A 25,363-nucleotide genomic window follows, 5' to 3' on the forward strand; every position below is an offset into this window, starting at 1 on the left:
GCAATCGCCTTAGCCGTTGGCCGGTACCGCGTGGGCGGTGTTGGCCAGCACCGGGCCTGTGTACTTCTCGATCTGCAGCTGGGCCATGTGGCCGCAGTTGCCTTGCGCCAGACTGGACGAGCCTTCGTCGAAGGTGAGGCAGTTGACGTTGCCGTTCTTGCAGATGCTGCCCGCTTCGCCCGGCTTGGCCGGGTCGTACCAGGCCCCTTCACAGATCCGCACCACCCCTTGGCGCACATCTTCTGAGAGCAGGGCGCCTACCAGGATCTGGCCGCGCTCGTTGAAGGCGCGCACCAGATCTCCCTGAGCGATGCCACGGGCCTTGGCGTCGGCGGGATGGAGCATGATCGCCTCGCGGTCGGCGATGGCGAACTTGTCCCGCAGCGGGGTGTTGTCTAGCTGGGAGTGCAGCCGCTGGGTCGGGTGGGAGGTGTTGAGCGACAGCGGATAGCGCGCCGCCACCTCGCTCTTCACCCACTCCTTGGGCTCATACCACTTGGGATGGCCGGCACAGTCGGCGTAACCCATCCCCGCCACCGTGTTGGAGAAGATCTCGATCTTGCCGGACGGGGTACCGAGTGGGTTGAGCAGCGGATTCTCGCGAAAATCGGCGTGACGGATCCACTGGCGGTTGGCCTCGGGGATCGGGAAGCGGATGTAGTTGTTGGACTCCCAGAACATGTTGAACGGCGGCAGCGCGACGCGGGCGCCGCGGGCCTGCGCCGCCATGCCATCGTACATCTGCTTGAGCCACAGCATCTCGTCTTTGCCTTCGGTGTACTGCTCCTGCACGCCCAGCTTGGCGGCGATGGCGCTGAAGATGTCGAAGTCGTTGCGGGCTTCAAACTGCGGCGGCACGCACTGGTGCATCGGGAACACATAGCGCTGGGAGTAGTCGCCACCCATCTCCAGATCGTTGCGCTCGTAGCTGGTGGTGACCGGCAGCACGATATCGGCGTGCTTGGCAGTCGCCGTCCAGTAGGGCTCGTGCACGATCACGGTCTGCGGCTTGCGCCACGCCTGCAGCAGGTTGTTGGTGTCCTGATGGTGGTGGAAGGGGTTGCCGCCCGCCACGTAGACCAGCTTGATGTCCGGATAGGTCACCTTGCGGCCGTTGAAGTCGATGGTCTTGCCCGGGTTGGCGAGACAGTCGGCGATGCGGGCCACCGGGATTGGGGCCGGGCTGTTCTTCGGTGCGTTGCCGGCGGAGATACCCGCCAGAATGCCGCCCTTGGCGGTGGGGCTGCCACCGGAGGAGTAGTGGTAGCTGAAGCCGTAGCCGCCGCCCGGCAGGCCGATCTGGCCCAGCATGGAGGCCAGAGTGACCAGCATCCAGTTCGGCTGTTCGCCGTGCTGCTGACGCTGCATGCCCCAACCGGCCATGATCATGGTGCGCTTGGCGGCCATGTCGAGAGCCAGCTGGCGGATCACCTTGGCATCGACGCCGCAGACGCTGCTCGCCCATTCGGCGCTCTTCGGTTGGCCGTCATCCTTGCCGAGCAGGTAGTTCAGGAACTTGTCGAAGCCGACGGTGTAGCGCTCGAGGAAAGCTTGATCGTGCTTCTTCTCGCTGTAGAGGGTGTGAGCCACACCCAGCATCATGGCCACGTCGGTGTAGGCGTTCGGCGCAATCCACTCGGCACCGACCAGCTTGGCGGTCTCGTTGTAGATGGGGTCGATGCTGATGACGCGGGTGCCCTTCTCTTTCAGCGCCATGAAGCCGGCCTGCCCTTCGTGATCCGGCATGTTCCAGCTGTTCTTCAGAGTTACTTGAGCGTTGACCCCCCACAGTACCACCAGTTCGGCGTTTTCCACCACATTCGGCCAGGCGGTCTGCTGCTCGTACACCTCGATGGAGCCCATCACGTGGGACATGATCACCTGGGCCGCGCCCGTGGAGTAGTCACCGGCATAACCGGTGAAACCGCCGGAGAGGTTCATCAGGCGGTGCAGCAGGGTGCGGCTGTTGTGGAACATGCCGACACTCTTCCAGCCGTAGGAACCGGCGTGGATCGCCTGCGGACCGAAGTCACTCTGCACGCGCTGGATTTCACCGGCCACCAGTTCGATCGCCTTGTCCCAGCTCACTCGTACCCACTGGTCGGCACCGCGCAGCTCCGGCTTGGCACCCGGGCCGTGCTCCAGCCAGCTCTTGCGTACCATGGGGTATTTGACGCGGTTCTTGGCGTGCACCTGGAACGGCGCCATATCGATGAGATCGTTCGGCGCTGGATCATCGGCCACCGGCTGGACGCGCACCATGCGGCCATCTTCGACGATCGCCTCGAAAGCACCCCAGTGGGCGCCGGTCAGAATACCCTTCTGGGCGGGCACCAGGGTCGGGAACTGACTCAATGCGGTGCTGATGGCTTGCGCCAGCGCACTCTTGGGAAAAATGCCGCCGAGCAGGGGCAGGGCTGCGCAGGCGCCGAGCCCCTTGAGCAGGTTGCGGCGGGACAGATTGGTCTTCTTGTCATTGAAAAAAGTCATAACGGTTTTCCTCTGTGCCAGCCTTAGTGGGCCGCGCTCATGTCACTGGCGTGTTTCTGGACATACTGGGTCAACATGCGAGCCTGTTCCGGGGTCAGGGAGGTACGAGATTCCATCCCCTTGATGACGCCGATCCACTGGTTGGCATTGAAGTGATCCAGCGCGGTGAGGCCGTGGCAGCCGGTACAGTTGTTGGACATCAGGGTGGAGGCGTACTGCCACAGCTTGCCCTGATCGCCGATGAGCTGGCTCTCGTCTACCCAGGCGGTCAGGCTGACCTGATGCCAGGTGAGGTTGGTGGCGCTGTCGGTTTCGCTCTTGCCGGTGACCAGCGCTTTCTTGGCGGCATCGCCGACCAGCACGCTGAGGATCCGTTTGCCGGGGGCGGCGTAGAACACTTCGCTCACGCCATCCTGCTGCCAGCCATCGATGCGCACCCGGGCGCGGCCATTCTCCTTGCCCATCATCTCAACCTGAGTGGAGGGCATCAGGGTGCCTTCATCGGTCTTGGCGCTGGCATCCAGATAGAGCGGGGTGGTGGCGATGGCGTAGCGGGTGGTGACGCTGGCCGGGGTCTGGGCGGCGGCCTGCGCCAGTTCGCTGGCACCGGCGGCGGCCAGACCGCTCATGTCGGGCATGATGTGGGCGACGCCGCGGTGGCAGTCGATGCAGGTCTGGCCATCCTTGATGGCGATGGGGTGCTCGGCGCGGGCGTTGGGGCGCTGGGCCAGAATGTCCATCGCCTCGTAGCTGTGGCAACTGCGGCAGGTAGCGGAGTCGTTGGCTTTCAGTTCGTCCCAGACGGACTGGGCCATCCGCAGCTTGTGGGCTTCATACTTTTCCGGGGTATCCAGGGTGCCGATCGCCTCGTGATAGATATCCTTCACGGCGCGGATCTTGGTCCACAGGTAGGAGGTGGGGTCGCCCGGGATGTGGCAGTCGGCGCACTCGGCGCGGATCCCCTTGGTGTTCTGGAAGTGGACACTGCCCTGATACTCGGCGAGCGGAGTCTGCATGGAGTGGCAGGAGACGCAGAATTCGGTGGAGCTGGTCTTGTGCAGCACGGTCACGGTGACACCCAGTGCCGCGACACCCAGCAGGGCCCCGAGCAGCAGGAGCCAGAACCAGGTTTTTCTTATCAGTTTTCCAATCATGGCGGCGTTTTCCTACGGTCAATAATTACCTACATAGTACTAGTCCAATAGTAGTAGTAATGATAGGGATAAGGCGTTGACCTCCATCATGGTTTATATTTTTGATTGTTGTCATATTTTGTCTTTTATTTTGTTATTGATATATTTGTTGAATTAAATTCAGTTGTTTTCTGTTTTATCTATTTGTGCACTTTCCGCGACAGCTGTTAGCCCCCTCGCAAAACCCCACAAGATTCGCTGATATAGTGAGCAGTGAGCCTCAACGGAGTGTCGCTGATGAGCCCTTTCTCACTGCTGTGTGTCGCCGCCAACGTGCAACTGCTGGCCGAATTCGAACAGGAGTTGGTTCCGCTGCTCGGCCATTTCGCGCTGGTGGTGGTAGTCGGTCAGGGGTCGGCGGAGCTGGCCTTGGACGAGCTGGATCGTAAGGGGCAGCCACCCGCCGTAGTGGTGTGTGACAGCGAGCTGGGGGATGGGCGAGGGGCCGATTTTCTGATCCGCCTCGGCAGCCGTCACGAGGCGTGCCGCAAGATCCTGCTGGGCAGCCAGCCGGAGATGAAATCGATCATCGAGGCGGTCAACCTCGGTCGTCTCGACTACTACCTGCAACGCCCCTGGCGCGATGGCAGCCTGCGCCGGGCGGTGATCGAGCAGGCGAGCCACTTTGTATTGCAACGTCCCGAGGCGGATCTGCTGAGCTATGCCGCCGTGCTCGACAACCAGAAGCTGCTGCGAGCCCACGTCGATCGCCAGTTGGCTGCCTATCGGCAGGGCTTTATGGATTACACCCACTGCAGCGATGAAGAGCTATCGCGGGTGGTGATCGACGGTCTCTATCAGTTTTTCGAGGGTAATGACGAGGAGCGGGTCTGCCGCCACTACAGTCCGGGCCATGTGCTGACCCGCGAGGGGGAGCTAAACAGCTTCCTCTGGTTTATCGCCAAGGGGGAGGTGGTGCTGCGCAAGCGGGACGAGCAGGGGATCGATCAGGAGGTGGTGCACTACCGTACCGGTTCGCTGGTGGGGGGCATGTCCTTCGTCACCGGCGAACCCGCCTTCACCACCGGCGTGACCCTGACCGGTGCCGAGGTGATCAAGCTCGACAAGCTGCAATTCTCCCGGGTGATGCAGGCGCGCAGCGAACTGCTCCCCTCCTTTACCAACCTGCTGCTGCGCCACTTCAACCGTCGCCTGCAAAACAGCATCCGCACCGAGATGCGGCTGCAACAGACCCTCAACTCACTCGATGCCGCTCACGCCCAGCTGGTGGAGAGCGAAAAGATGGCGATGCTGGGTCAGCTGGTGGCCGGTGTCGCCCACGAGCTCAACAACCCGGTAGCGGCCATTATCCGTGGCAGCGAGACCCTGCGGGCCGCCATCCCCGATCTGGTCAATCTCGAACTACCTGCCCCCATCAAGGGGCTGGGCAACCAGACCCTCTGTCAGGCGTTGAGTTCCCAGCCGGTCTCGACCAGCGAGATCCGTGACAAGACCCGGCAGGCTGAGGGGCGCTTTGGTGATCGCCAGCAGGCGCGGCTGGCGGTGCAGATGAATCTGGATGACGAGCTGAACTGGCAGCGCTGGTTTGCCAGCCGCACTGCCGACGAGCGGGAGGCCCTGCTCTCCCGGCTGGAGCTGTTCCAGCAGACCGGCAGCTTCCTGCGCAATATCGAAGTGTGTGCCCGCCGCATCGGCGATCTGGTCAAGAGCCTCAAGCAGTATGCCCGGCAGGACAGGGACGAGCCCTCGCTGGTGGATCTGCACGAGGGGCTGGAAGATACCCTGCTGATGTTCGAAAACCGCCTCAAGCAGCATGAGCTCTGCAAGGAGTACCAACCCCTGCCGCTGGTGCGCTGCCATCCCGCCGCCCTGCAGCAGGTGTGGACCAACCTCATCGCCAACAGTCTGGATGCCATGAGCGAGCCGGGAAGATTGACGGTGCGCACCGGCCTGCCGGAGCCCGGCTGGGTGATGGTGGAGGTGGAGGATAGCGGCTGCGGCATCGAGCCCGAGCTGTGGCAGCGGATCTTCGATCTCAACTTCACCACCAAGCGGGAGGGCCATTTCGGCCTTGGCATTGGCCTGAGCGTCTCGCTGCAGATAGTGCAGCAGCATCACGGCCGGATCGAGGTGGCCTCCGAGCCTGGACGCTACACCCGGATGCGGGTCTGCCTGCCGCTGGGGGATATCGGGATGGCCGACTACGGGGGAGAGCCCCGCCACAACGAGCATGCGGCCTGAGTGGGCGCATCAGCCAACAGAGGGCGTGCCGTGGTGCGCCGCCAAGGAGGAGCAATGAACAAACACTATCTGATCCTGTGCGTGGACGATGAGCGGGAGGTGCTGGAGGCGGTGCTCCACGACCTCGCGCCGTTTCGCAGCCATTTCGAGCTGGATGGCGCCGAGAGCGTCGACGAAGCGCGCGAGGTGGTGCACGAGTGGGAGCGGGAGGGGGGCAGGCTGGCGCTGATCCTCTGCGATCACATCATGCCGGGAACCTTGGGGGTCGACTTTCTGGTAGAGCTGAACCGGCGTAGAGCGACCCGGGCCAGCCGCAAGCTGCTGCTGACCGGGCAGGCGGGGCTGGAGGCGACCATAGAGGCGGTCAATCGCGGCGGATTGCACTACTACCTCGCCAAGCCGTGGAAGCTGGAGAGCTTGCAGGAGGCGGTGCGCGAGCAGCTGACCGACTATCTGCTGACGGAGGATGGCGACAATGCCTTCCACTATGCCCCCGTGCTCAATCAGGCGCGGCTGTTTGCCGCCATTCACGACAATCCGTTCGACGAGTAGTCGCGGTTGGGCTTTATCGGTGGGCGCTGTATACTGTCTGCATATACAGTGTTTCAGGTAGTCACCGATGCGACTCTTCATCGCCGAGAAGCCCACTCTGGGGCGCGCCATTGCCGATGCCCTGCCCAAGCCACACAAGAAGGGCGACGGTTTTATCGAGACCGCCCAAGGGGATGTGGTCACCTGGTGCATCGGCCATCTGCTGGAGCAGGCCGAGCCAGATGCCTATGACACCGCCTTCAAGCAGTGGCGGATGGAGCATCTCCCCATCGTCCCCGCCCAGTGGCAGCTGGTGGCCAAGCCCAAGACCAAAACCCAGCTCACCGTCATCAAGCGGCTGATCAAGCAGGCCGACTGCGTGGTCAACGCCGGTGACCCGGACCGGGAAGGACAACTGCTGGTGGACGAGGTGATCGACTTTCTCGGCTACCCGAAAACCAGGCCGGTGCAGCGTTGTCTCATCAGCGATCTCAACCCGCCTGCGGTGCGCCGCGCCCTCGACAAACTGAGGGATAACAAGGAGTTCGTGCCGCTGGCGGTCTCGGCGCTGGCTCGCAGTCGGGCCGACTGGCTCTACGGCATCAACATGACCCGCGCCTACACCCTGCTCGGACGCAAGGCCGGTTGCAGCGAGCTGCTCTCGGTTGGTCGGGTGCAGACCCCGCTGCTCGGGCTGGTGGTTCGGCGTGATCTCGAGATCGAGGCCTTTGTCCCCAAACCCTTCTACGAGGTGCTGGCCCATCTGCTGACCGATAGCAACGAGCGCTTCACTGCCAAGTGGCTGCCATCGGAAGCTTGTCTGCCGTGGCAGGACGAGGAGGGGCGGGTGCTCAACCGGGCGTTGGCCGACAAGGTGGTGAGCCGGATCAACGGCCAACCGGCACAGGTCGAATCGGTGGAGGAGCAGGCCCGCAAGCAGGCGGCGCCGCTGCCCTATAACCTCTCCAGCCTGCAGATCGATGCCGCCAAGCGATTCGGCATGGATGCCAAGCGGGTACTCGACATCTGCCAGAGTCTCTACGAGCGCCACAAGCTCATCACCTATCCGCGCTCCGACAGCCGTTATCTGCCGACCGACCATTTCAAGCGGGCCGAGCAGGTGCGCGGCGCCATCGCTGCCACTGCGCCTGCTCTGGCCAGGGCGGTTGCCGATGCTGATGGCAAGATCCGCAGCAAGGCGTGGAACGACAGCAAGGTGGATGCCCACCACGCCATCATTCCCACCGAGAAGCAGGGCAACCCCGCCACCTTGGGGGCCGACGAGGCGAAGCTCTATGGCCTGATTGCCCGCCAGTACCTGCTGCAGTTCTATCCCCCGTTTGAATACAACGACAGCAAGGTGCTGCTGCGCATCGCCGGTGGCCTGTTTCAGGCCAAGGCGCGGCGCATTCTGAAAGCGGGCTGGAAGGCGCTGCTCGGAGTGGAGGAGGATGACGACGAAGAGAAGGCCGGTACCCTGCCTGCTCTTAAAGAGGGGGAGCAGCTGCTCTGCGAGCGGGGCGAACTGCAGGAGAAAATGACCCAGCCTCCCAAGTCGTTCACCGATGCCACCCTGCTGGCGGCCATGACCGGCATCGCCCGCTATGTGCAGGATCCCGAGATCCGCAAAACCCTGCGCGAGACCGACGGCCTCGGCACCGAGGCGACCCGGGCCGGTATCATCGATCTGCTGTTCAAGCGCCGCTTTCTGGTGCGTCAGGGCAAGAGCATCAAGGCGACCCCGACCGGGCGGGCACTGGTGCAGGCGCTGCCAGCCACCGCCACCACGCCGGATATGACGGCGCTGTGGGAGCAGAGCCTCGGCCAGATCGCCGAGCGTCACGGCAGTTACCAGCAGTTTATGGGGCCGCTCACCGAACAGCTGCACGGTCTGATCGAGGGGGCGCGGCAGGACTCTGGCGCCAGCTTCAGCGCCCTGCCCAAGGAGGCGCCGGGTGCCGGCAAGCGGCGTTTTACCAAACGCAAGAGTCCGGCAGCCAGCACGACTGGCGGGCCCCGACCGCGCAAGACGACCAGCAAGCGCCAGACCAGGGCTGCATAACGAAAAAAGGCGCCCATCCTGGGCGCCAAAGGCATTGTTGTCAGGCTGCCTGAGTGGACAAGCTGGCACGGATCCTGTGCTGGTAGTGCAGCACCACACCGAGAAACACCAGATCCTTGAACAGGAAAAACTCGGTGACTGGCACGCCGTCAACCATCTTCCAGACACCTGTCAGGGTCAGCAGGAAGCTCAGCGTCGCCAGGAAGGTGACGATAGCCCCCATGCTGCACCAGTAACCGATGCGAGGTTGCCACAGGCCCACGACCAGCCCGATGGCGATCACTATCTCGACCACCCCGATCAGGTTCGATACGCTCTGTTCCGACAGGGGGCCATAGAGCCAGCTCATCAAGGGGTGGCTGGCTACCAGTGGTTTGATGGCGGCTGCCTCTGTCGGGGTAAACTTGAAGACGCCGATCCAGAGCAGGGTCAATACCACGCCCGCCAGGGCGACCAGAAAGCCTTTGTCATGTTGCTGCATGGGGGGCTCCTTGTTTAAGGGGTCAGAGTGACGGGCGGGAAGTCGATCTCGGTCGCTGCCAGGTGGTTGCCATAGTTGGTCAGGGTATTGACGACCACCTGGCCGAGCACCTCCAGCTGCAGCTCGTCATCTACGCCTGCGGCACGGGCGCTAGCAAGCTGCTCGTCACTGATGACCCCGCGCTGGTTGACCAGTGCCGTTGCCAGTTGCAGCAGGGCGTGATCAACGGGAGCCGAGGCCTGGCCGAGTCGGGCTGCCCGGATCTCCTGGGCCGAGAATCCGGCCTTGCCCGCCAGTAGTGTGTGGGCAGACAAACAGTATTGGCAGGCGTTGGCTTGACCTATGGCCAGTGCCAGCAACTCCCGTTGTGGGGCAGTGAGGCGCCCCTTGCCAAGCGCCTCGGCAAAGCCCAGGAAGCCATTGAGCAGGGCTGGCGAGTGGGCCAGGGTAGCGTAGAGGTTGGGCACCATACCCAGATTGCGGTGCAGGGTGGCCAGGGTCTGGGCGGCAGCTGGTTGCGGTTGGGATACGGGTTGGATACGGCTCATGATCTTCTCCTGTGGTAGTGAAGGTACGGGAGACAGTGTGCCGTCATTCGTGATACGGTTTATCACTCATCATCTGCAAATAAATACTATTCGTCTCAAATATGGATCCGCTCTCTGCCCTGTTGGTTCATGCCTCCCCCGAAGCCAAGATCTTCTTCGCCGGCAACCTGTGCCAGAACTCCTCCAGTGATGATTATCCGAGTGGCGGACATCTTCATCTGCTGCGCAGCGGTGCCGTCATGCTGCGTGAAGAGGGGGGAACCAGCTTGCTGCTCGAGGAGCCGACCCTGATCCTGTTCCCTCGGGGACGTCCCCACAAGCTTGAACCCAGAACGCTGGGGGGTTGTGATTTGGTGTGCGCCAATGTCGCATTCGGCAAGGGGGGATCATCGCCGTTGCAACTGGCATTACCGGGCTCGCTGGTGCTGCCGTTACGTGAGTTGCCTGTCCTGACGCCGGTGCTGAGTCAGCTGTTTGACGAGGCGTTTCACCCCCGCTACGGGCAGGATCCGCTGATCTCCCGCTTGCTGGAGGTACTGTTGATCCTGCTGCTGCGTCATCTGGTCGAGCAAGGAGTATGTCAGCAGGGGATGCTGGCAGGTATTTCCGATCCCCAGTTGGCCAAGGCGATCTCGGTAATGCATCAGCGTGGGGATGAACCCTGGACGGTGGCCACGCTGGCGCGGGAGGCTGGCATGTCGCGGGCCCGCTTTGCCGCGAGGTTTCAGGAGCGGGTCGGTCAAGCGCCGCTTGGTTATCTGACCCGCTGGCGCATGGCGCGCGCCTGCCAGCAACTGCTGGCGGGGGAGCCCATGGTGCAGGTGGCGCTGGGTGCGGGATACAGCAGCAGTGTTGCCTTTGGAAGGGCATTCGAGCGGGAGCTGGGGATGAGCCCGGGGCGCTGGCTCAAGGCGCAGCAACAAGCCGAATAAAAAAACGGGGCAGCCAATGGCTGCCCCGTGTTCATGGCTGGTCAGCCGGTATAGACGTTCTCTTCCGGATAACGGATGCGGGTTTCGACCGGGCGGGCCAGCATAAAGGCCAGGGTCAGGGGGCCGAGACGGCCGCAGATCATCACCAGCACCAGGATTAGTTTGCCCGGCTCGCTCAGGGAGGCGGTGATGCCGGTGGAGAGGCCGACGGTAGCAAATGCCGAGATGGTCTCGAACATGATTTTGTCGAACGGCAGATCCTCGGTCACCATCAGCAGGAACATCGCCAGCATCAGCACCATGGTGCTGACGATGATGATGGCCAGCGAGCGGGTCACGATCTGGGGCGACAGGGTGCGGCCAAAAGCGGTGACATGGGGTCGTTTGGTCAGAAATGCCTTGGTCGCCAGCAGCACGACTGCGAAGGTGGTGACTTTGATACCACCACCGGTTGAGGTGGCACCGGCACCGATAAACATCAACATCATCAGGAACAGCAACGCCGCCGGGGTCATCAGCCCGATATCGATAGTATTGAAACCGGCGGTACGGGCACTGGCAGATTGGAAGAAGGCAGCCAGCAGCTGGCCACCGACACCGGCCTTGCCGAGGGTGCCGGGGTTGTTGTGTTCCAGTAGCCAGAACATCAGGGTACCGGCCAGCAGCAGCGCCGGGGTCATCAGCAGCATCAGCTTGCTGTGCAGCTTCAGCTTGCGCCAGCGGCGGTTGCGCACCAGATCGACGATGACGGTAAAGCCAATCCCCCCCAGGATCAGCAGGCCGGCGATGGTCAGGCTGATGATGGGATCGTCCCTATAGTCCATGAGGTTGTTGGCAAAGAGCGAAAACCCGGCGTTGTTGAAGGCCGAGACCGCGTGGAAGAAGCTGACATAGAGGCCGTGCACCCAACCCATCTCGGGCACCCAGCGGATCGCCATGATGCCGGTACCGATCAATTGGGCAATAAAGGCGAACAGCACGATCCGTTTGACCAGCTGGATGATGTTGACCGAGCCCTCCTGTCCCAGCGCCTCCTTGGCCAGCACCTGTTGGCGCAGGCCGACCCGCTTGCTGAAGATGGCGATCAGCAGCAGGGTCATGGTCATCTGGCCCAGACCGCCGATCTCCATCAGCATCAACAGAAAAATCTGCCCCTGCAGGGTGAAGGCGGTGCCGGTATCCACCACGCCAAGACCTGTCACGCTGATGGCCGAGGTGGCGGTAAACAGGGCGTTGACGAAGGTAACCTCGCCATTGTGGCTGGAGGGTTGCACCAGAAAGATGGTGCCAATCAGCAGAATGATCAGAAAGCTGCCGAGGATCAGCCGGGCTTCGCTCCAGCGAGAGTCCTGCTCCCGATGGAGGGCGAAGGCGTAGCTGCTGCGCCAGTTGATCATAGGGTTTCGAGCCAGTGGTCGATGGCGTGCTTGTTGCCCGCCAGGATCAGGATGTCGCCTAGTTGCAGCTCCATCTTGCCGGTCAGCACGTTGTGCAGCACATCACCACGCTTGATGGCGAGCAGCTGGAAATCGCTCTGTTGCAGCAGATGGAAGTCGCCTAGTTCCCGGCCGTTCTGTTGCAGGCCAATCACGAACTCGGTCAGCACCATGTCGTGGCCCAGCTCCAGATAGTCGAACAGCCGGTTGTCCAGCATGCTCTGGGCGACCCGGCGGCCCATGTCCCACTCCGGGTTGATCACCTTGTCGGCGCCCACTTTCTGCAGGATCTTGGCGTGGAACTTGTCGCGCGCCTTGACCCACACCTTCTTCACGCCTGCCTCTTTCAAGACGAGGGTGGTGAGGATGCTGGTCTCCAGGTTGTCACCGATGGCAACGAAGACGATATCGAAATTGGCCAGCCCCAGCTCGGCCACGGTGGCCTCGTCGGTGGCATCCGCCACGATAACGTGATTGCAGAGGGCGGCGATTTGCCGGGTCTTGCTCTCGTCGATATCGATGGCCAGTACTTCGGCATCTTGCCGTTGCAGCTCTTCGCACAGCGCGCTGCCAAACAGGCCCAGGCCGATGACGGCAAACTGGTTGTTCATGAGTTATTCCTCAGCAGTTGAAGTCGCCTACTCTAAACCACTGCTATTCCCCCGAAAAGGGCTCGGGTTTTTCGTCATGGGGTAACTTGAGGTAGACTGCGCCCTTGCACCAAGCTGGGATAGACCGATGAAACTGAATGCCAACGCCTCCTTGTTGAAGCTCAACACCCTTGCCCTCGATGCGTACTGCCTCTGGCTGGCCGAGGTGGAGCAGGTTGCCGATCTGGCGACCCTGCGTGCCGATCCACAGCTCAACCAGTTGCCACGCCTCAATCTGGGCGGCGGCAGCAACATGCTCTTCACCACCGATTTTCTCGGTCTGGTGGTGCTCAACCGGCTCAAGGGGATTACCGCTGAAGATGGTGGCGATCACTGGTTGCTCCATGTGGCGGCCGGTGAAGATTGGCATCAGCTGGTGCGCCATACCTTGCAACAGGGCTGGTTCGGGCTGGAGAATCTGGCGCTTATTCCCGGCACGGTCGGTGCGGCGCCGGTGCAGAACATCGGTGCCTATGGCGTTGAGCTGGCGGACTTCTGCGCCTATGTCGAGGCGTTCAACTGGCAGAGTGGCGAGATTGAACGGATCGCGGCGGCAGAGTGCCGCTTCGGTTATCGTGACAGCATCTTCAAACACGAGTATCAGGATTCCCACCTGATCACCGCCGTCGGGCTCAAACTGCCCAAGGCGTGGCAACCGGTGCAGGGCTATGGCCCACTGGTGGCGCTCGGTGACGCGCCTTCGGCGCAGGCCATCTTCGATACCGTCTGTGCCACCCGCATGGCCAAACTGCCGGATCCTGCGGTGCTCGGCAATGCGGGCAGCTTCTTCAAGAATCCGGTGGTGCCTGCCGCGCTGGCGGAGAATCTCAAGGCGTGCTACCCGCAGATGCCCTGCTATCCGGCCGGAGAAGGGCAGGCCAAGCTGGCGGCGGGCTGGCTCATCGATCAGTGCGGTCTGAAAGGTTTCGCCATCGGTCGCGCCGCCGTTCATCAGGAGCAGGCGCTGGTGCTGGTCAATCTGGGGGGCGCCAGTGCCATGGAGCTGATCGCGCTGGCGGCCCATGTCCGCGACAGCGTGGAACAGATGTTTGGCGTGGTGCTGGAGCACGAGGTGCGTTTTATGGGGGCACACGGTGAAACCTGGCTTGACGAGGTGCTCTCATGACGTTGACTCCCATCAGACAGACCCTGATCACCCTGCTTAGCGACGGCCAGTTTCACTCCGGCGAACAGCTGGGTGAGCAGCTCGGCATCAGCCGGGCGGCGGTGAGCAAACACATGGCGGCGCTCAAGGAGCTGGGGCTGGATCTCTTTAGCCTGACCGGCAAGGGCTACCGGCTGGCGGTGCCGATGGCGCTCTATGATCAGGCTACCTTGCAGGCACTGGCCCCGATGGCGCCGGTGCACTGTTTTCCGGTCATTGGCTCGACCAACCAACACCTGCTGGATCGGGTCAATGAGCTGCGCTCTGGCGAGAGCTGTCTGGCCGAGTGTCAGACCGCCGGGCGCGGTCGTCGTGGCAAACCCTGGATTTCGCCGTTTGGTTGCCAGCTGATCCTCAGCATGTACTGGCGACTCGAACAAGGCATGGCGGCGGCCATGGGGCTGAGTCTGGCGGTCGGCGTGGCAGTGGTTGAAGCGCTGGAGTCCCTTGGCTATCAAGGCGTCGAGCTCAAGTGGCCGAACGACCTCTACTATCAGGGCCGCAAGTTGGCGGGAATACTGGTGGAGATGAGCGGTAGCGCCGGGGCCAGCTGTCATCTGGTGATCGGCATCGGTCTCAATCTGGCGATGCCTGCCCGTGAAGGGGAGAAGATCGATCAAGCCTGGGCCGAGCTGCGCCACATCAATCCCGAGCTGGTCGATCGCAATGAGCTCGCTGCCCGGATGATCGCCTATCTGCAGCGGGCGATGCAGACCTTCGAGCAGAGCGGATTGGCGAGCTTTGTCGATCAGTGGAACCGGCTCGACCACTTTGCCGGTCGCCCTGTCCGTCTCTTGATGGGGGAGCAGGAGATCCGCGGTATCGCCCGTGGTATCGACGATCGCGGCGCACTGCGGCTGGAGACGGAGGAGGGCACCAAGTTCTATCTGGGTGGCGAACTCTCCCTGCGCCGGGGTGATTGAGCGTTGCGCCTGGCGATAACCGTTAGCGACAAAAAAGAGAGGGGACCTGCGGGTCCCCTCTCTGTTATCCGGCTATCTGCAACGGTGCGAACTGCCGTGTTTATTTGCGCAGCTTGATCTGTTCGATGGCGTGCTCGTTGCCCTTGGTCAGGATCAGGTTGGCCCGCTCCCGGGTCGGCAGGATGTTCTCCTGCAGATTGAGATAGTTGATATCCTGCCAGATGTTGTTGGCGATCTGGGTCGCTTCGCTCTCGGTCAGCTTGGCGTAGTGGTGGAAGTAGGAGTCCGGATCCGAGAAAGCGCCACTGCGGAATTTGAGGAAGCGTTCGATATACCAGGTGCGCAGCAGGTCGGCTTCGGCATCCACATAGATGGAGAAGTCGACGAAATCGGAGACAAATACCCGGTGCGGCTCCTGCGGATAATCCATACCGCTCTGCAGTACATTGAGCCCTTCCAGGATCAGGATGTCCGGCTGCTCCACCACCTTCTTCTCGTCAGGGATGATGTCATAGATAAGGTGGGAGTAGACCGGTGCTTCCACCTTCTCGTGGCCAGCCCGGATATTGGCGACAAACTCCACCAGATGGCGGATGTCGTAGGATTCCGGGAACCCCTTGCGGCGCATCAGGCCACGCTCCTCCAGCACCTTGTTGGGATAGAGGAAGCCGTCGGTGGTCACCAGTTCCACCCGCGGGTGCTCCGGCCAGCGCTCCAGCAACGCCTGCAGGATGCGAGCCGTGGTGCTTTTGCCCCCCGCCACACTGCCGGCGATGCTGATGATATAAGTACCTTTGCCGCGTGACTGGCCGAGGAACTGTTCCAGTACCCGGCTACGGCGCTGCTTGGCTTTGACATAGAGATTGAGCAGGCGGGAGAGGGGCAGATAGATCTCCTCTACCTCCTTCAATGACACCTTTTCGTTGATCCCGCGCAGGGTTTGCAGATCGTGTTCGGTCAGGGTCAGGGGGACCGAATCGCGCAATAACGCCCATTTTTCGCGGGTGAATTGCAGATAGGGGTTATGCTCTGTCGTCATGGTGTCATCACTGTTTCTTTGGCACGGCGACCATACACCAAGGGGTGGAGAGCGACAAGGGACGCATCCAGATTGGCCTGAATCCCTCCACTTTTTTGCCCGGATCCCGGCAATAATCCACATTTTGCAAGGTGCAATGGTTGCATCCCCCAAATCCTTACAATAAAATGCGCGACGCTTGGATGTCTGTCGCCTGTTTGCTCGGCAAAAGCGATAAAAAACAGTGGGTGCAAGCAGAATTACCACTGTGACAATCTGGCATCTGGAGGGGTTCCCGAGCGGCCAAAGGGATCAGACTGTAAATCTGACGGCTCTGCCTTCGAAGGTTCGAATCCTTCTCCCTCCACCATATTTCTCTGCGGTTTGAGTTCTTTGGGTTAGAGAAATGCGGGCATCGTATAATGGCTATTACCTCAGCCTTCCAAGCTGATGATGCGGGTTCGATTCCCGCTGCCCGCTCCAAGATGCTGATATGGCTCAGGCGATACCAAGAGCTACGCCCTCAGGGTGAAGTCGGCAGTCGAACCTGTCTGTCAGCACCAGCCTCTCTTCCCCACCAGATTCAAATCCATCATATAAACTGTTCTGTGGTTAGCTTGCCACCGCGTACTCAGCGTTAGTTTAGAGGGACGATCATGTCTAAAGAAAAATTTGAGCGTAATAAACCGCACGTTAACGTGGGTACCATCGGCCACGTTGACCACGGTAAAACCACCCTGACTGCAGCTATCACCAACGTGCTGGCCAAGCACTTCGGTGGTAAAGCTTTCGCCTTCGACCAGATCGACAAGGCACCGGAAGAGCGTGAGCGTGGTATCACCATCAACACCTCCCACGTAGAATACGACACCGCTACCCGTCACTACGCACACGTAGACTGCCCGGGTCACGCCGACTACGTTAAAAACATGATCACCGGTGCTGCCCAGATGGACGGCGCGATCCTGGTAGTAGCAGCGACTGACGGCCCGATGCCGCAGACTCGTGAGCACATCCTGCTGGGTCGTCAGGTTGGTATCCCGTACATGATCGTGTTCATGAACAAGTGTGACATGGTTGATGACGAAGAGCTGCTCGAACTGGTAGAGATGGAAGTTCGTGAACTGCTGACCGAGTACGACTTCCCGGGTGATGACCTGCCGGTAGTTCGTGGTTCCGCGCTGAAAGCGCTGGAAGGCGACGCTCAGTGGGAAGAGAAGATCATCGAGCTGGCTGGCCACCTGGATACCTACATCCCGGAGCCGGAGCGCGCGATTGACCAGCCGTTCCTGATGCCTATCGAAGACGTATTCTCTATCGCTGGCCGTGGTACCGTAGTTACCGGTCGTGTAGAGCGCGGTATCGTTAAAGTAGGTGAGACCGTAGAAATCGTTGGTATCAAAGATACCGTTTCTACCACCTGTACCGGTGTTGAAATGTTCCGCAAGCTGCTGGACGAAGGTCGTGCAGGCGAGAACATCGGCGCGCTGCTGCGTGGTGTTAAGCGTGAAGACGTAGAGCGTGGTCAGGTACTGGCCAAGCCGGGTTCTATCAAGCCGCACACCAAGTTCGAATCTGAAGTGTACGTACTGTCCAAAGAAGAAGGTGGTCGTCATACCCCGTTCTTCAAAGGCTACCGTCCGCAGTTCTACTTCCGTACTACCGACGTGACCGGTACCATCGAACTGCCGGAAGGCGTAGAGATGGTAATGCCGGGCGACAACATCAAGATGGTTGTTACCCTGATTGCTCCGATCGCAATGGACGATGGCCTGCGTTTCGCTATCCGTGAAGGTGGCCGTACTGTAGGTGCCGGTGTTGTAGCCAGCGTAATCGCTTAATCTTTGGCTTACATAAATAAAGCAAAGCCCCTATAATAGGGGCTTTCTTGTGTAGGGGCGTAGTTCGAATTGGTAGAACAGCGGTCTCCAAAACCGATGGTTGCGGGTTCGAGTCCTGCCGCCCCTGCCATATACCTCGTCTCGTACGGGGCTTTTGTGTCTTTGGTTACGTCAGATACAGGTGGGTTGTATGAGTGTTAGTTCTGAGAGCCAGGGCGGAAGCAAGGATACCCTGCTTTGGGGCCTGGTTTTCATTATCCTGGCGGCCGCTGTAGTGGGTAATTACCTGCTCAACGATGTTGTCGCTGCCGTCCGCGCCCTGGGTGTGGTCGTTGTCATTGCTGCTGCCGGTGCAGTAGCCCTGCAAACCACCAAGGGAAAGGCAACACTGGCATTCGCCCGTGAGTCTCGCCTGGAAGTCCGCAAGGTCGTATGGCCGACCCGTCAGGAAGCCATTCAGACAACCCTGATTGTGCTGGCGGTGACCGCCGTGATGGGGCTGCTGCTGTTCGTTCTGGACGGTGCCTTGGTCTGGTTGGTCAACCTGATTACCGGTGTGTAAGGATAAGCCATGACTGAACAACGTGAACAACGTATGAGATGGTATGTCGTGCAGGCTTTTTCCGGCTATGAAGGCCGTGTAGCCAAGTCCCTGCGCGAACATATCAAGATGCATGGCATGGAAGACATGTTCGGTGAAGTACTGGTCCCGACCGAAGAAGTGGTCGAGATGCGTGCTGGCCAGAAGCGCAAGAGTGAGCGCAAGTTTTTCCCGGGTTATGTCCTGGTCCAGATGATCATGGATGAAACCACATGGCACCTGGTGCGTAACGTACCGCGTGTAATGGGCTTCATCGGCGGTACTTCCGACCGTCCGGCACCGATCTCCGACAAAGAGGCCGATGCCATCCTGAACCGTCTGCAGGATGCCCACGACAAGCCGCGTCCGAAAACCCTGTTTGAACCGGGTGAAATGGTGCGAGTTGCCGATGGTCCGTTTGCCGACTTCAACGGTACCGTTGAAGAGGTGGATTATGAGAAGAGCCGTGTGAAGGTCTCTGTACTGATCTTCGGTCGTTCTACTCCTGTTGAACTGGATTTTGGTCAGGTCGAAAAAGGCTGATTGAATTCTGTACGTTTAACGGTTGTCAGGGGCAGCGAATATCTCTATAATTCGCTGCCCCTTTATTAGTTGGGGAGCCGTTTGCAGGAGCAAGTCTCCGAGGCGCTAGAACCCATTTTTGAGGTATTTTCCTAATGGCTAAGAAAGTCACAGCTTATATCAAGCTGCAGGTTGCTGCTGGTGCAGCCAACCCGTCTCCTCCCGTTGGTCCTGCACTGGGTCAACACGGTGTTAACATCATGGAATTCTGTAAGGCGTTCAACGCTCGTACAGAGAAGCTGGAAAAAGGTTCACCGACTCCGGTCGTAATCACCGTTTACAGCGACCGTTCCTTCACCTTCGAAACCAAGACTCCACCTGCTTCCTTCCTGCTGAAGAAAGCTGCTGGCATCAAGTCTGGTTCTTCCAAGCCGAACAAAGACAAGGTTGGTAAGGTGACCGTTGCCCAGCTGCAAGAAATCGCCAAGACCAAAGAGCCGGATATGACTGGTGCCGATCTGGATGCAAAAGTACGTTGCATCGCAGGCTCCGCTCGTTCCATGGGTCTGGTAGTGGAGGATTAAGACAATGGCTAAACTTTCCAAGCGTATGCGCGTTATTCGCGAAAAAGTTGACGGTACCAAAGAGTACTCCATCAACGAAGCCATTGCCCTGCTGAAAGAACTGGCTACCGCCAAGTTCGTTGAAAGCGTTGACGTTGCTGTCAACCTGGGTATCGACGCTCGTAAATCTGACCAGAACGTACGTGGTGCTACTGTACTGCCGCACGGTACCGGTCGTGATGTACGCGTTGCCGTATTTACTCAAGGTGCCAACGCCGAAGCAGCAAAAGCTGCCGGTGCTGACCTGGTAGGTATGGATGACCTGGCCGATCTGGTTAAGAAAGGCGAGATGAACTTCGACGTAGTTATCGCATCCCCGGATGCAATGCGCGTTGTTGGTCAACTGGGTCAAATCCTGGGCCCGCGCGGCCTGATGCCGAACCCGAAAGTTGGTACTGTAACTCCTAACGTTGCCGAAGCTGTCAAGAACGCCAAGGCTGGTCAGGTTCGTTACCGTAACGACAAGAATGGTATCATCCATACCACTCTGGGTAAGGTTTCTTTCAACGAAGTTCAGCTGAAAGAAAACTTGGAAGCTCTGCTGGTTGCCCTGAAAAAAGGCAAGCCCTCTTCCGCCAAAGGTCAATTCATCAAGAAAGTCAGCATCTCCACCACCATGGGTGCCGGTGTTGCCGTAGACCAAGCTTCTCTGGAAGCTCAGGCCTAATTGATGGGTTTTACAAGGTGCAAAATTTAATCTATAATTTTGCGCCTTGATTGGTTGGGGGTTTCGACCTCCGTCCAAGACCGCAGGAGGCTGCAAAGCCTTAATGTTTCCTGCGTAGACGGTGCCGGAAACCCAGCGAGAAAGATTCTTTCTCTTCTGGAATCCTGCTACCGCATCGTTCCCCTCTGTTGTAAAGGTAGGGGGGATGTGTCAGTACTGGGTCAATAGGCCCGGATTCAATCCAGGAGTTAAGCCAATGGCATTGGGACTCGAAGACAAAAAGGCAATTGTTGCTGAAGTCAACGAAGCTGCCAAAGGCGCTCTTTCTGCAGTTGTTGCCGATTCTCGCGGTGTAACTGTAGACAAGATGACCGTCCTGCGTAAAACCGCTCGTGAAGCCGGTGTGTACATGCGCGTTGTGCGTAACACCCTGCTGCGTCGCGCGGTAGAAGGTACCGAATACGAGTGCCTGAACGACGCATTTACCGGTCCTACCTTGATTGCTTTCTCTAACGAACACCCGGGCGCTGCTGCTCGTCTGTTCAAAGAGTTTGCCAAAGCGAACCAAAAGTTCGAAATCAAGGCTGGCGCTTTTAACGGTGAGTTTATCGCCGCAGCACAAATTGATCGTCTGGCCACGCTGCCGACTTACGAAGAAGCAATTGCGAAGTTGATGGCGACTATGAAAGAAGCCTCTGCTGGCAAGCTGGTTCGTACTATCGCTGCTGTTCGCGACCAGAAACAAGCTGCTGCTTGATTCTCGCCTATTTAGGCTGTTTGAGTTTATTCAACATCAGGAATTTTTGTCATGTCTATCACTAAAGACCAAATCATCGAAGCCGTTGCTTCCATGTCCGTAATGGAAGTTGTTGAGCTGATCGAAGCTATGGAAGAGAAGTTCGGTGTTTCTGCCGCTGCTGCCGTAATGGCTGGCCCGGCTGCTGCTGAAGCAGTAGAAGAGAAGACCGAGTTCGACGTAGTTCTGACTGCTGCTGGCGCCAACAAAGTTGCCGTTATCAAAGCCGTTCGTGGCGCTACCGGTCTGGGCCTGAAAGAAGCCAAAGATCTGGTAGAAGCTGCTCCGGCTAACCTGAAGGAAGGCGTGTCCAAGGACGAAGCTGAAGCTCTGAAGAAAGAGCTGGAAGCTGCCGGTGCTTCTGTTGAGATCAAATAATCTGCATTTATGTAGATTAGCCTGATAAAACAGGCTAGGGCTGGTGAATTTTTGTTCACCAGCCTTTTTGCGCTGTAGACTGAGAGCATTTCACACCGTTTACGACTCTCGGTGCACCAGCAATCCGGACTGTCTTCTTTCGTCCGGGCCAACACAAAACGGTGTTGAGACAGAGCTGTCCCGCGGGACAGAGTGGGTCACTTATCAGCGAGCTGAGGAACCCTATGGTTTACTCTTATACCGAAAAAAAACGCATTCGTAAGGACTTCGGTAAGCGAGACCAGGTACTGGACACGCCTTATCTGTTGTCCATTCAGCTGGACTCCTTCAAGCAGTTCATCGAGGCTGACCCGGAAGGTGAATATGGCCTAGAGGCCGCTTTCCGTAGCGTTTTCCCGATCACCAGTTACTCCGGTAGTGCTGAGCTTCAGTATGTCAGCTATCGCCTGGGTGAGCCGGTATTTGACGTAAAAGAATGCCAGATCCGTGGAGTGACCTACTCCGCGCCGCTGCGTGTCAAGCTTCGTATGGTTCTGTACGACCGTGAAGCAGCTGCCGGCACCGTCAAAGACATCAAGGAACAAGAAGTATACATGGGCGAAATTCCGCTCATGACCGAGAACGGCACCTTTGTTATCAATGGTACCGAGCGGGTTATCGTCTCCCAGCTGCACCGCAGCCCGGGCGTCTTCTTCGACCACGATAAAGGCAAAACTCATTCATCCGGTAAGGTACTGTATAACGCTCGCGTTATCCCCTACCGTGGCTCCTGGCTGGACTTCGAGTTCGATGCGAAAGACAACCTGTTTGTCCGTATCGACCGTCGTCGCAAACTGCCAGCATCCATTATTCTGCGCGCCCTGGACTTCACTTCCGAACAAATCCTGGCCACCTTCTTCGAGACCATCGGTTTTGAAGTAAAAGATGGCAAGTTGATGATGGATCTGGTGCCGGAGCGTCTGCGTGGTGAAACTGCGACCTTTGACATCGTGGCCAATGGCGCCGTGGTGGTTGAGACCGGTCGTCGTGTGACTGCGCGTCACATCCGTCAGTTGGAAAAAGACGCCGTTACCCAAATTGAGGTACCGGTTGAGTATGTTGTTGGCAAAGTTGCTGCCAAGGACTACGCACATCCGCAAACTGGCGAGATGGTCGTGACCGCCAACCAGGCGCTGAGCCTGGAAGCGATCGCCAACCTGTCCCAAGCCGGCTTCAAGCATTTCGAGGTTCTGTTCACCAACGAACTGGATCACGGTGCCTACATGTCCGAGACCCTGCGTGTCGACTCCAGCTCCAACCGTTTGGAAGCGCTGGTCGAGATCTATCGCATGATGCGTCCGGGCGAGCCGCCTACTCGCGAAGCTGCAGAACAGCTGTTCGAAAACCTGTTCTTCTCCGCCGAGCGTTACGACCTGTCTACCGTAGGTCGGATGAAGTTCAACCGCCGTCTGGGTCGTGAAGACGAGACTGGCGCAGGTGTACTGACCAAAGACGACATCGTCGATGTGATGAAGCGCCTGATCGACATCCGTAACGGTAACGACGAAGTGGACGATATCGACCACTTGGGTAACCGTCGTATCCGTTCTGTCGGTGAAATGGCTGAAAACCAGTTCCGCGTCGGTCTGGTGCGTGTCGAGCGTGCGGTCAAGGAGCGTCTCTCCCTGGGCGACCTGGACACCCTGATGCCGCAGGATCTGATCAACGCCAAGCCGATCTCCGCCGCAGTCAAAGAGTTCTTTGGTTCCAGCCAGCTGTCCCAGTTTATGGACCAGAACAACCCGCTCTCCGAAGTGACCCACAAGCGTCGTATCTCCGCGCTGGGCCCGGGCGGTTTGACTCGTGAGCGTGCTGGCTTTGAAGTCCGAGACGTACACCCGACTCACTACGGTCGTCTGTGCCCTATCGAGACTCCTGAAGGTCCGAACATCGGTCTGATCAACTCTCTGTCCGTGTACTCTCGTACCAACGAGTACGGTTTCCTCGAGACCCCGTACCGCAAGGTCATTGACGGTGTGATCACCGACGAAGTGGACTACCTGTCTGCTATTGAAGAAGGCAAGTACGTGATCGCACAGGCTAACGCCGCGACCACCGAAGATGGCCGTCTGAAAGATGAATTGATCCCGTGCCGTCACAAAGGTGAATCCACCTTTATGAACGCCGACCAGATCCAGTATATGGACGTGAGCCCGCAGCAGATCGTATCTGTGGCAGCGGCTCTGATCCCGTTCCTGGAACACGATGACGCGAACCGCGCATTGATGGGTTCAAACATGCAACGTCAGGCTGTACCGACTCTGCGTGCTGACAAGCCGCTGGTAGGTACCGGTATGGAACGCGCTGTGGCCGTTGACTCCGGTGTAACCGTAGTGGCCAAGCGTGGTGGCGTAATCGACTATGTCGATGCCTCCCGTATCGTCCTGAAGGTCAATGAAGATGAGCTGATGCCAGGCGAAGCCGGTATCGACATCTACAACCTGACCAAATACACCCGTTCCAACCAGAACACCTGTATCAACCAGCGTCCTTGCGTGATGTTGGGTGAGCCGGTCATGGCTGGCGACGTACTGGCTGACGGCCCGTCCACCGATCTGGGTGAACTGGCGCTGGGTCAGAACATGCGCGTCGCGTTCATGCCGTGGAACGGTTACAACTTCGAAGACTCGATCCTGGTGAACGAGCGTGTTGTTCAGGAAGATCGCCTGACCACCATCCATATCCAGGAACTGGCCTGTATCTCCCGTGACACCAAGCTGGGTCCGGAAGAGATCACTGCTGACATCCCGAACGTGGGTGAAGCCGCTCTGTCCAAGCTGGACGAGTCCGGTATCGTCTACGTGGGTGCCGAAGTGAAGGGCGGCGACATTCTGGTCGGTAAGGTAACCCCGAAAGGTGAAACCCAGCTGACGCCGGAAGAGAAGCTGCTGCGCGCCATCTTCGGTGAGAAGGCGTCCGACGTGAAGGACTCCTCCCTGCGTGTACCGAACGGTGTGTACGGTACCGTGGTTGACGTGCAAGTCTTTACCCGCGATGGCGTGGAAAAAGACAAGCGCGCCAAAGAAATCGAAGAGATGCAGCTGAAGGAAGCGAAGAAGGACTTGACCGAAGAGTTCAAGATCCTGGAAGACGGCATTTTCGGCCGTTCCCGCAACCTGCTGCTGGCCGCCGGTTACAGCGAAGATCGTCTGAACAAGCTCGATCGCTCCAAGTGGTTTGAACTGGCCATCGAAGACGAAGGCAAGCAGACCGAACTGGAACAGATCGCTGAACAGCACGTTGAGCTGAAAGCCGAGTTCGACAAGAAATTCGAGAACAAGCGTCGCAAGATTATCCAGGGTGATGATCTGGCACCGGGCGTACTGAAAATCGTCAAGGTTTATCTGGCAGTCAAGCGTCGCATCCAGCCGGGTGACAAGATGGCGGGCCGTCACGGTAACAAGGGTGTTATCTCCAAGATCTGTCCGGTCGAGGATATGCCTCATGACGAGTTCGGCCGTCCGGTCGACATCGTACTGAACCCGTTGGGCGTACCATCCCGTATGAACATCGGTCAGATCCTCGAAGTGCACCTGGGCCTTGCGGCCAAGGGTATCGGCGAGAAGATCGATCGCATGGTCAAAGAGCAGCGCGAGCTGCACGAGATGCGCAACTTCCTGCAGCAGGTCTACGACCTGGGCGAGAAGGACACCCAGCAAGTGAACATCGCCGAACTGTCTGACGACGACGTACGTACCCTGGTGGGTAACCTGCGTAAGGGTCTGCCGGTTGCTACTCCGGTCTTTGATGGTGCCAAAGAGCGCGAAATCAAAGCACTGCTGAAGCTGGCCGATCTGCCGGAATCCGGTCAGATTGATCTGTTCGATGGCCGTACCGGTAACCGCTTCGAGCGTAAAGTAACCGTTGGTTACATGTACATGCTCAAGCTGAACCACTTGGTCGACGACAAGATGCACGCGCGTTCTACCGGTTCTTACAGCCTGGTTACCCAGCAGCCGCTGGGTGGTAAGGCTCAGTTCGGTGGTCAGCGTTTCGGTGAGATGGAAGTGTGGGCCCTGGAGGCTTACGGTGCGGCATATACCCTGCAGGAAATGCTGACCGTCAAGTCTGACGATGTGAATGGCCGTACCAAGATGTATAAGAACATCGTGGATGGCGACCACCGTATGGAGCCGGGCATGCCCGAATCCTTCAACGTATTGCTGAAGGAAATCCGCTCTCTGGGTATCAACATCGAGCTGGACGAAGAGTAAGAGCTCGCTCTTATTGTTCGAGAATTGACGTGGGCGCCCCGCTGTTTTGGCAGCCGGGGCGCCGAGGTTAGA

General features: G+C 59.0%; 21 protein-coding genes and 3 tRNA genes. 17 read left to right on the forward strand and 7 right to left on the reverse strand.

The window, feature by feature from the left end:
* Window positions 1-9: 9 nt before the first annotated feature.
* Both torA and VF684_RS09370 read right to left on the reverse strand, forming a co-directional pair.
* Entirely contained in the window at window positions 10-2,490 is a 2,481-nt protein-coding gene (torA, locus tag VF684_RS09365) for a trimethylamine-N-oxide reductase TorA (protein WP_376899208.1), read from the reverse strand.
* 23 nt (window positions 2,491-2,513) lie between these two features.
* Window positions 2,514-3,644, reverse strand: a complete 1,131-nt coding sequence (locus VF684_RS09370) for a NapC/NirT family cytochrome c (RefSeq protein WP_376899206.1) — start codon at window positions 3,642-3,644, stop codon at window positions 2,514-2,516.
* Window positions 3,645-3,920: 276 nt separating this feature from the next.
* Here VF684_RS09370 and VF684_RS09375 point away from each other — a divergent pair, with 276 nt between their 5' ends.
* From VF684_RS09375 to VF684_RS09385, 3 genes are all read left to right on the forward strand, one after another.
* Entirely contained in the window at window positions 3,921-5,885 is a 1,965-nt protein-coding gene (locus tag VF684_RS09375; RefSeq protein WP_376899204.1) for an ATP-binding protein, read from the forward strand.
* Window positions 5,886-5,939: 54 nt separating this feature from the next.
* Entirely contained in the window at window positions 5,940-6,437 is a 498-nt protein-coding gene (locus tag VF684_RS09380; RefSeq protein ID WP_376899202.1) for a response regulator, read from the forward strand.
* Between the two features lie 67 nt (window positions 6,438-6,504).
* On the forward strand, window positions 6,505-8,478 hold the full coding sequence (locus tag VF684_RS09385) for a DNA topoisomerase III (protein WP_376899200.1): 1,974 nt from the start codon (window positions 6,505-6,507) through the stop codon (window positions 8,476-8,478).
* Between the two features lie 40 nt (window positions 8,479-8,518).
* Here VF684_RS09385 and VF684_RS09390 read toward each other — a convergent pair whose 3' ends face one another.
* Together VF684_RS09390 and VF684_RS09395 are read right to left on the reverse strand one after the other, a co-directional pair.
* Entirely contained in the window at window positions 8,519-8,959 is a 441-nt protein-coding gene (locus tag VF684_RS09390; protein WP_005357613.1) for a DUF417 family protein, read from the reverse strand.
* A 14-nt stretch (window positions 8,960-8,973) separates the two neighbouring features.
* On the reverse strand, window positions 8,974-9,507 hold the full coding sequence (locus VF684_RS09395) for a carboxymuconolactone decarboxylase family protein (RefSeq protein WP_128816129.1): 534 nt from the start codon (window positions 9,505-9,507) through the stop codon (window positions 8,974-8,976).
* A gap of 101 nt (window positions 9,508-9,608) precedes the next feature.
* Here VF684_RS09395 and VF684_RS09400 point away from each other — a divergent pair, with 101 nt between their 5' ends.
* Window positions 9,609-10,439 (forward strand): AraC family transcriptional regulator, encoded by an 831-nt coding sequence (locus VF684_RS09400; RefSeq protein ID WP_128816130.1) that lies wholly within the window; start codon window positions 9,609-9,611, stop codon window positions 10,437-10,439.
* Window positions 10,440-10,480: 41 nt separating this feature from the next.
* On the opposite strand, the gene VF684_RS09405 is transcribed toward VF684_RS09400, so the two are convergent.
* Together VF684_RS09405 and VF684_RS09410 are read right to left on the reverse strand one after the other, a co-directional pair.
* The gene (locus tag VF684_RS09405; RefSeq protein WP_042082855.1) at window positions 10,481-11,836 is read right to left on the reverse strand and encodes a TrkH family potassium uptake protein; all 1,356 of its coding nucleotides are present in this window, start codon (window positions 11,834-11,836) and stop codon (window positions 10,481-10,483) included.
* The gene (locus tag VF684_RS09410; RefSeq protein ID WP_005339863.1) at window positions 11,833-12,486 is read right to left on the reverse strand and encodes a potassium channel family protein; all 654 of its coding nucleotides are present in this window, start codon (window positions 12,484-12,486) and stop codon (window positions 11,833-11,835) included. The genes VF684_RS09405 and VF684_RS09410 overlap by 4 nt, the downstream gene beginning before the upstream one ends.
* A 127-nt stretch (window positions 12,487-12,613) precedes the next feature.
* On the opposite strand from VF684_RS09410, the gene murB reads away from it, so the two are divergent.
* Together murB and birA are read left to right on the forward strand one after the other, a co-directional pair.
* Window positions 12,614-13,651, forward strand: a complete 1,038-nt coding sequence (gene murB, locus VF684_RS09415) for a UDP-N-acetylmuramate dehydrogenase (protein ID WP_128816131.1) — start codon at window positions 12,614-12,616, stop codon at window positions 13,649-13,651.
* Window positions 13,648-14,613, forward strand: a complete 966-nt coding sequence (gene birA, locus VF684_RS09420; RefSeq protein ID WP_128816132.1) for a bifunctional biotin--[acetyl-CoA-carboxylase] ligase/biotin operon repressor BirA — start codon at window positions 13,648-13,650, stop codon at window positions 14,611-14,613. The genes murB and birA overlap by 4 nt, the downstream gene beginning before the upstream one ends.
* A 100-nt stretch (window positions 14,614-14,713) precedes the next feature.
* Here the strand turns inward: birA and coaA are convergent, their stop codons facing one another.
* Window positions 14,714-15,652: a type I pantothenate kinase gene (gene coaA, locus VF684_RS09425; protein WP_033114855.1), complete on the reverse strand. Its 939-nt coding sequence runs from the start codon at window positions 15,650-15,652 to the stop codon at window positions 14,714-14,716.
* 264 nt (window positions 15,653-15,916) lie between these two features.
* Between coaA and VF684_RS09430 the strand changes: the two genes are divergently transcribed.
* The 11 genes from VF684_RS09430 to rpoB all read left to right on the forward strand — a co-directional run bounded on the left by VF684_RS09430 (window position 15,917) and on the right by rpoB (window position 25,291).
* Window positions 15,917-16,001 (forward strand) — tRNA-Tyr (locus VF684_RS09430).
* Window positions 16,002-16,039: 38 nt separating this feature from the next.
* Window positions 16,040-16,114, forward strand: a tRNA-Gly gene (locus tag VF684_RS09435).
* A gap of 173 nt (window positions 16,115-16,287) precedes the next feature.
* On the forward strand, window positions 16,288-17,472 hold the full coding sequence (gene tuf, locus VF684_RS09440; protein ID WP_005339879.1) for an elongation factor Tu: 1,185 nt from the start codon (window positions 16,288-16,290) through the stop codon (window positions 17,470-17,472).
* Between the two features lie 53 nt (window positions 17,473-17,525).
* A tRNA-Trp gene (locus VF684_RS09445) sits at window positions 17,526-17,602 on the forward strand.
* Between the two features lie 60 nt (window positions 17,603-17,662).
* Window positions 17,663-18,034, forward strand: a complete 372-nt coding sequence (secE, locus tag VF684_RS09450) for a preprotein translocase subunit SecE (RefSeq protein ID WP_005306322.1) — start codon at window positions 17,663-17,665, stop codon at window positions 18,032-18,034.
* 9 nt (window positions 18,035-18,043) lie between these two features.
* The gene (gene nusG, locus VF684_RS09455; RefSeq protein ID WP_005306318.1) at window positions 18,044-18,595 is read left to right on the forward strand and encodes a transcription termination/antitermination protein NusG; all 552 of its coding nucleotides are present in this window, start codon (window positions 18,044-18,046) and stop codon (window positions 18,593-18,595) included.
* Window positions 18,596-18,729: 134 nt separating this feature from the next.
* Complete coding sequence (gene rplK / locus VF684_RS09460; RefSeq protein WP_005339887.1) at window positions 18,730-19,158, forward strand: 50S ribosomal protein L11; 429 nt, start codon at window positions 18,730-18,732, stop codon at window positions 19,156-19,158.
* A 4-nt stretch (window positions 19,159-19,162) separates the two neighbouring features.
* Window positions 19,163-19,864, forward strand: coding sequence for a 50S ribosomal protein L1 (gene rplA, locus VF684_RS09465; protein WP_005339888.1), 702 nt, complete (start codon window positions 19,163-19,165; stop codon window positions 19,862-19,864).
* 256 nt (window positions 19,865-20,120) lie between these two features.
* Complete coding sequence (gene rplJ, locus VF684_RS09470; RefSeq protein ID WP_005339895.1) at window positions 20,121-20,621, forward strand: 50S ribosomal protein L10; 501 nt, start codon at window positions 20,121-20,123, stop codon at window positions 20,619-20,621.
* A gap of 51 nt (window positions 20,622-20,672) precedes the next feature.
* Entirely contained in the window at window positions 20,673-21,038 is a 366-nt protein-coding gene (rplL, locus tag VF684_RS09475) for a 50S ribosomal protein L7/L12 (protein ID WP_005306304.1), read from the forward strand.
* Window positions 21,039-21,262: 224 nt separating this feature from the next.
* Window positions 21,263-25,291, forward strand: a complete 4,029-nt coding sequence (gene rpoB, locus VF684_RS09480) for a DNA-directed RNA polymerase subunit beta (RefSeq protein WP_005339897.1) — start codon at window positions 21,263-21,265, stop codon at window positions 25,289-25,291.
* The last annotated feature ends 72 nt before the right edge of the window (window positions 25,292-25,363 follow it).

The organism is Aeromonas sp. Lyrl_2 (assembly GCF_051948815.1).
GTDB classification, from domain to species: domain Bacteria; phylum Pseudomonadota; class Gammaproteobacteria; order Enterobacterales; family Aeromonadaceae; genus Aeromonas; species Aeromonas veronii.

Coding starts and splice junctions, on each gene's coding strand:
- torA (WP_376899208.1), bottom strand. CDS start 2,490: ATGACTTTTTTCAATGACAAGAAGACCAATCTGTCCCGCCGCAACCTG.
- VF684_RS09370 (WP_376899206.1), bottom strand. CDS start 3,644: ATGATTGGAAAACTGATAAGAAAAACCTGGTTCTGGCTCCTGCTGCTC.
- VF684_RS09375 (WP_376899204.1), top strand. CDS start 3,921: ATGAGCCCTTTCTCACTGCTGTGTGTCGCCGCCAACGTGCAACTGCTG.
- VF684_RS09380 (WP_376899202.1), top strand. CDS start 5,940: ATGAACAAACACTATCTGATCCTGTGCGTGGACGATGAGCGGGAGGTG.
- VF684_RS09385 (WP_376899200.1), top strand. CDS start 6,505: ATGCGACTCTTCATCGCCGAGAAGCCCACTCTGGGGCGCGCCATTGCC.
- VF684_RS09390 (WP_005357613.1), bottom strand. CDS start 8,959: ATGCAGCAACATGACAAAGGCTTTCTGGTCGCCCTGGCGGGCGTGGTA.
- VF684_RS09395 (WP_128816129.1), bottom strand. CDS start 9,507: ATGAGCCGTATCCAACCCGTATCCCAACCGCAACCAGCTGCCGCCCAG.
- VF684_RS09400 (WP_128816130.1), top strand. CDS start 9,609: ATGGATCCGCTCTCTGCCCTGTTGGTTCATGCCTCCCCCGAAGCCAAG.
- VF684_RS09405 (WP_042082855.1), bottom strand. CDS start 11,836: ATGATCAACTGGCGCAGCAGCTACGCCTTCGCCCTCCATCGGGAGCAG.
- VF684_RS09410 (WP_005339863.1), bottom strand. CDS start 12,486: ATGAACAACCAGTTTGCCGTCATCGGCCTGGGCCTGTTTGGCAGCGCG.
- murB (WP_128816131.1), top strand. CDS start 12,614: ATGAAACTGAATGCCAACGCCTCCTTGTTGAAGCTCAACACCCTTGCC.
- birA (WP_128816132.1), top strand. CDS start 13,648: ATGACGTTGACTCCCATCAGACAGACCCTGATCACCCTGCTTAGCGAC.
- coaA (WP_033114855.1), bottom strand. CDS start 15,652: ATGACGACAGAGCATAACCCCTATCTGCAATTCACCCGCGAAAAATGG.
- tuf (WP_005339879.1), top strand. CDS start 16,288: ATGTCTAAAGAAAAATTTGAGCGTAATAAACCGCACGTTAACGTGGGT.
- secE (WP_005306322.1), top strand. CDS start 17,663: ATGAGTGTTAGTTCTGAGAGCCAGGGCGGAAGCAAGGATACCCTGCTT.
- nusG (WP_005306318.1), top strand. CDS start 18,044: ATGACTGAACAACGTGAACAACGTATGAGATGGTATGTCGTGCAGGCT.
- rplK (WP_005339887.1), top strand. CDS start 18,730: ATGGCTAAGAAAGTCACAGCTTATATCAAGCTGCAGGTTGCTGCTGGT.
- rplA (WP_005339888.1), top strand. CDS start 19,163: ATGGCTAAACTTTCCAAGCGTATGCGCGTTATTCGCGAAAAAGTTGAC.
- rplJ (WP_005339895.1), top strand. CDS start 20,121: ATGGCATTGGGACTCGAAGACAAAAAGGCAATTGTTGCTGAAGTCAAC.
- rplL (WP_005306304.1), top strand. CDS start 20,673: ATGTCTATCACTAAAGACCAAATCATCGAAGCCGTTGCTTCCATGTCC.
- rpoB (WP_005339897.1), top strand. CDS start 21,263: ATGGTTTACTCTTATACCGAAAAAAAACGCATTCGTAAGGACTTCGGT.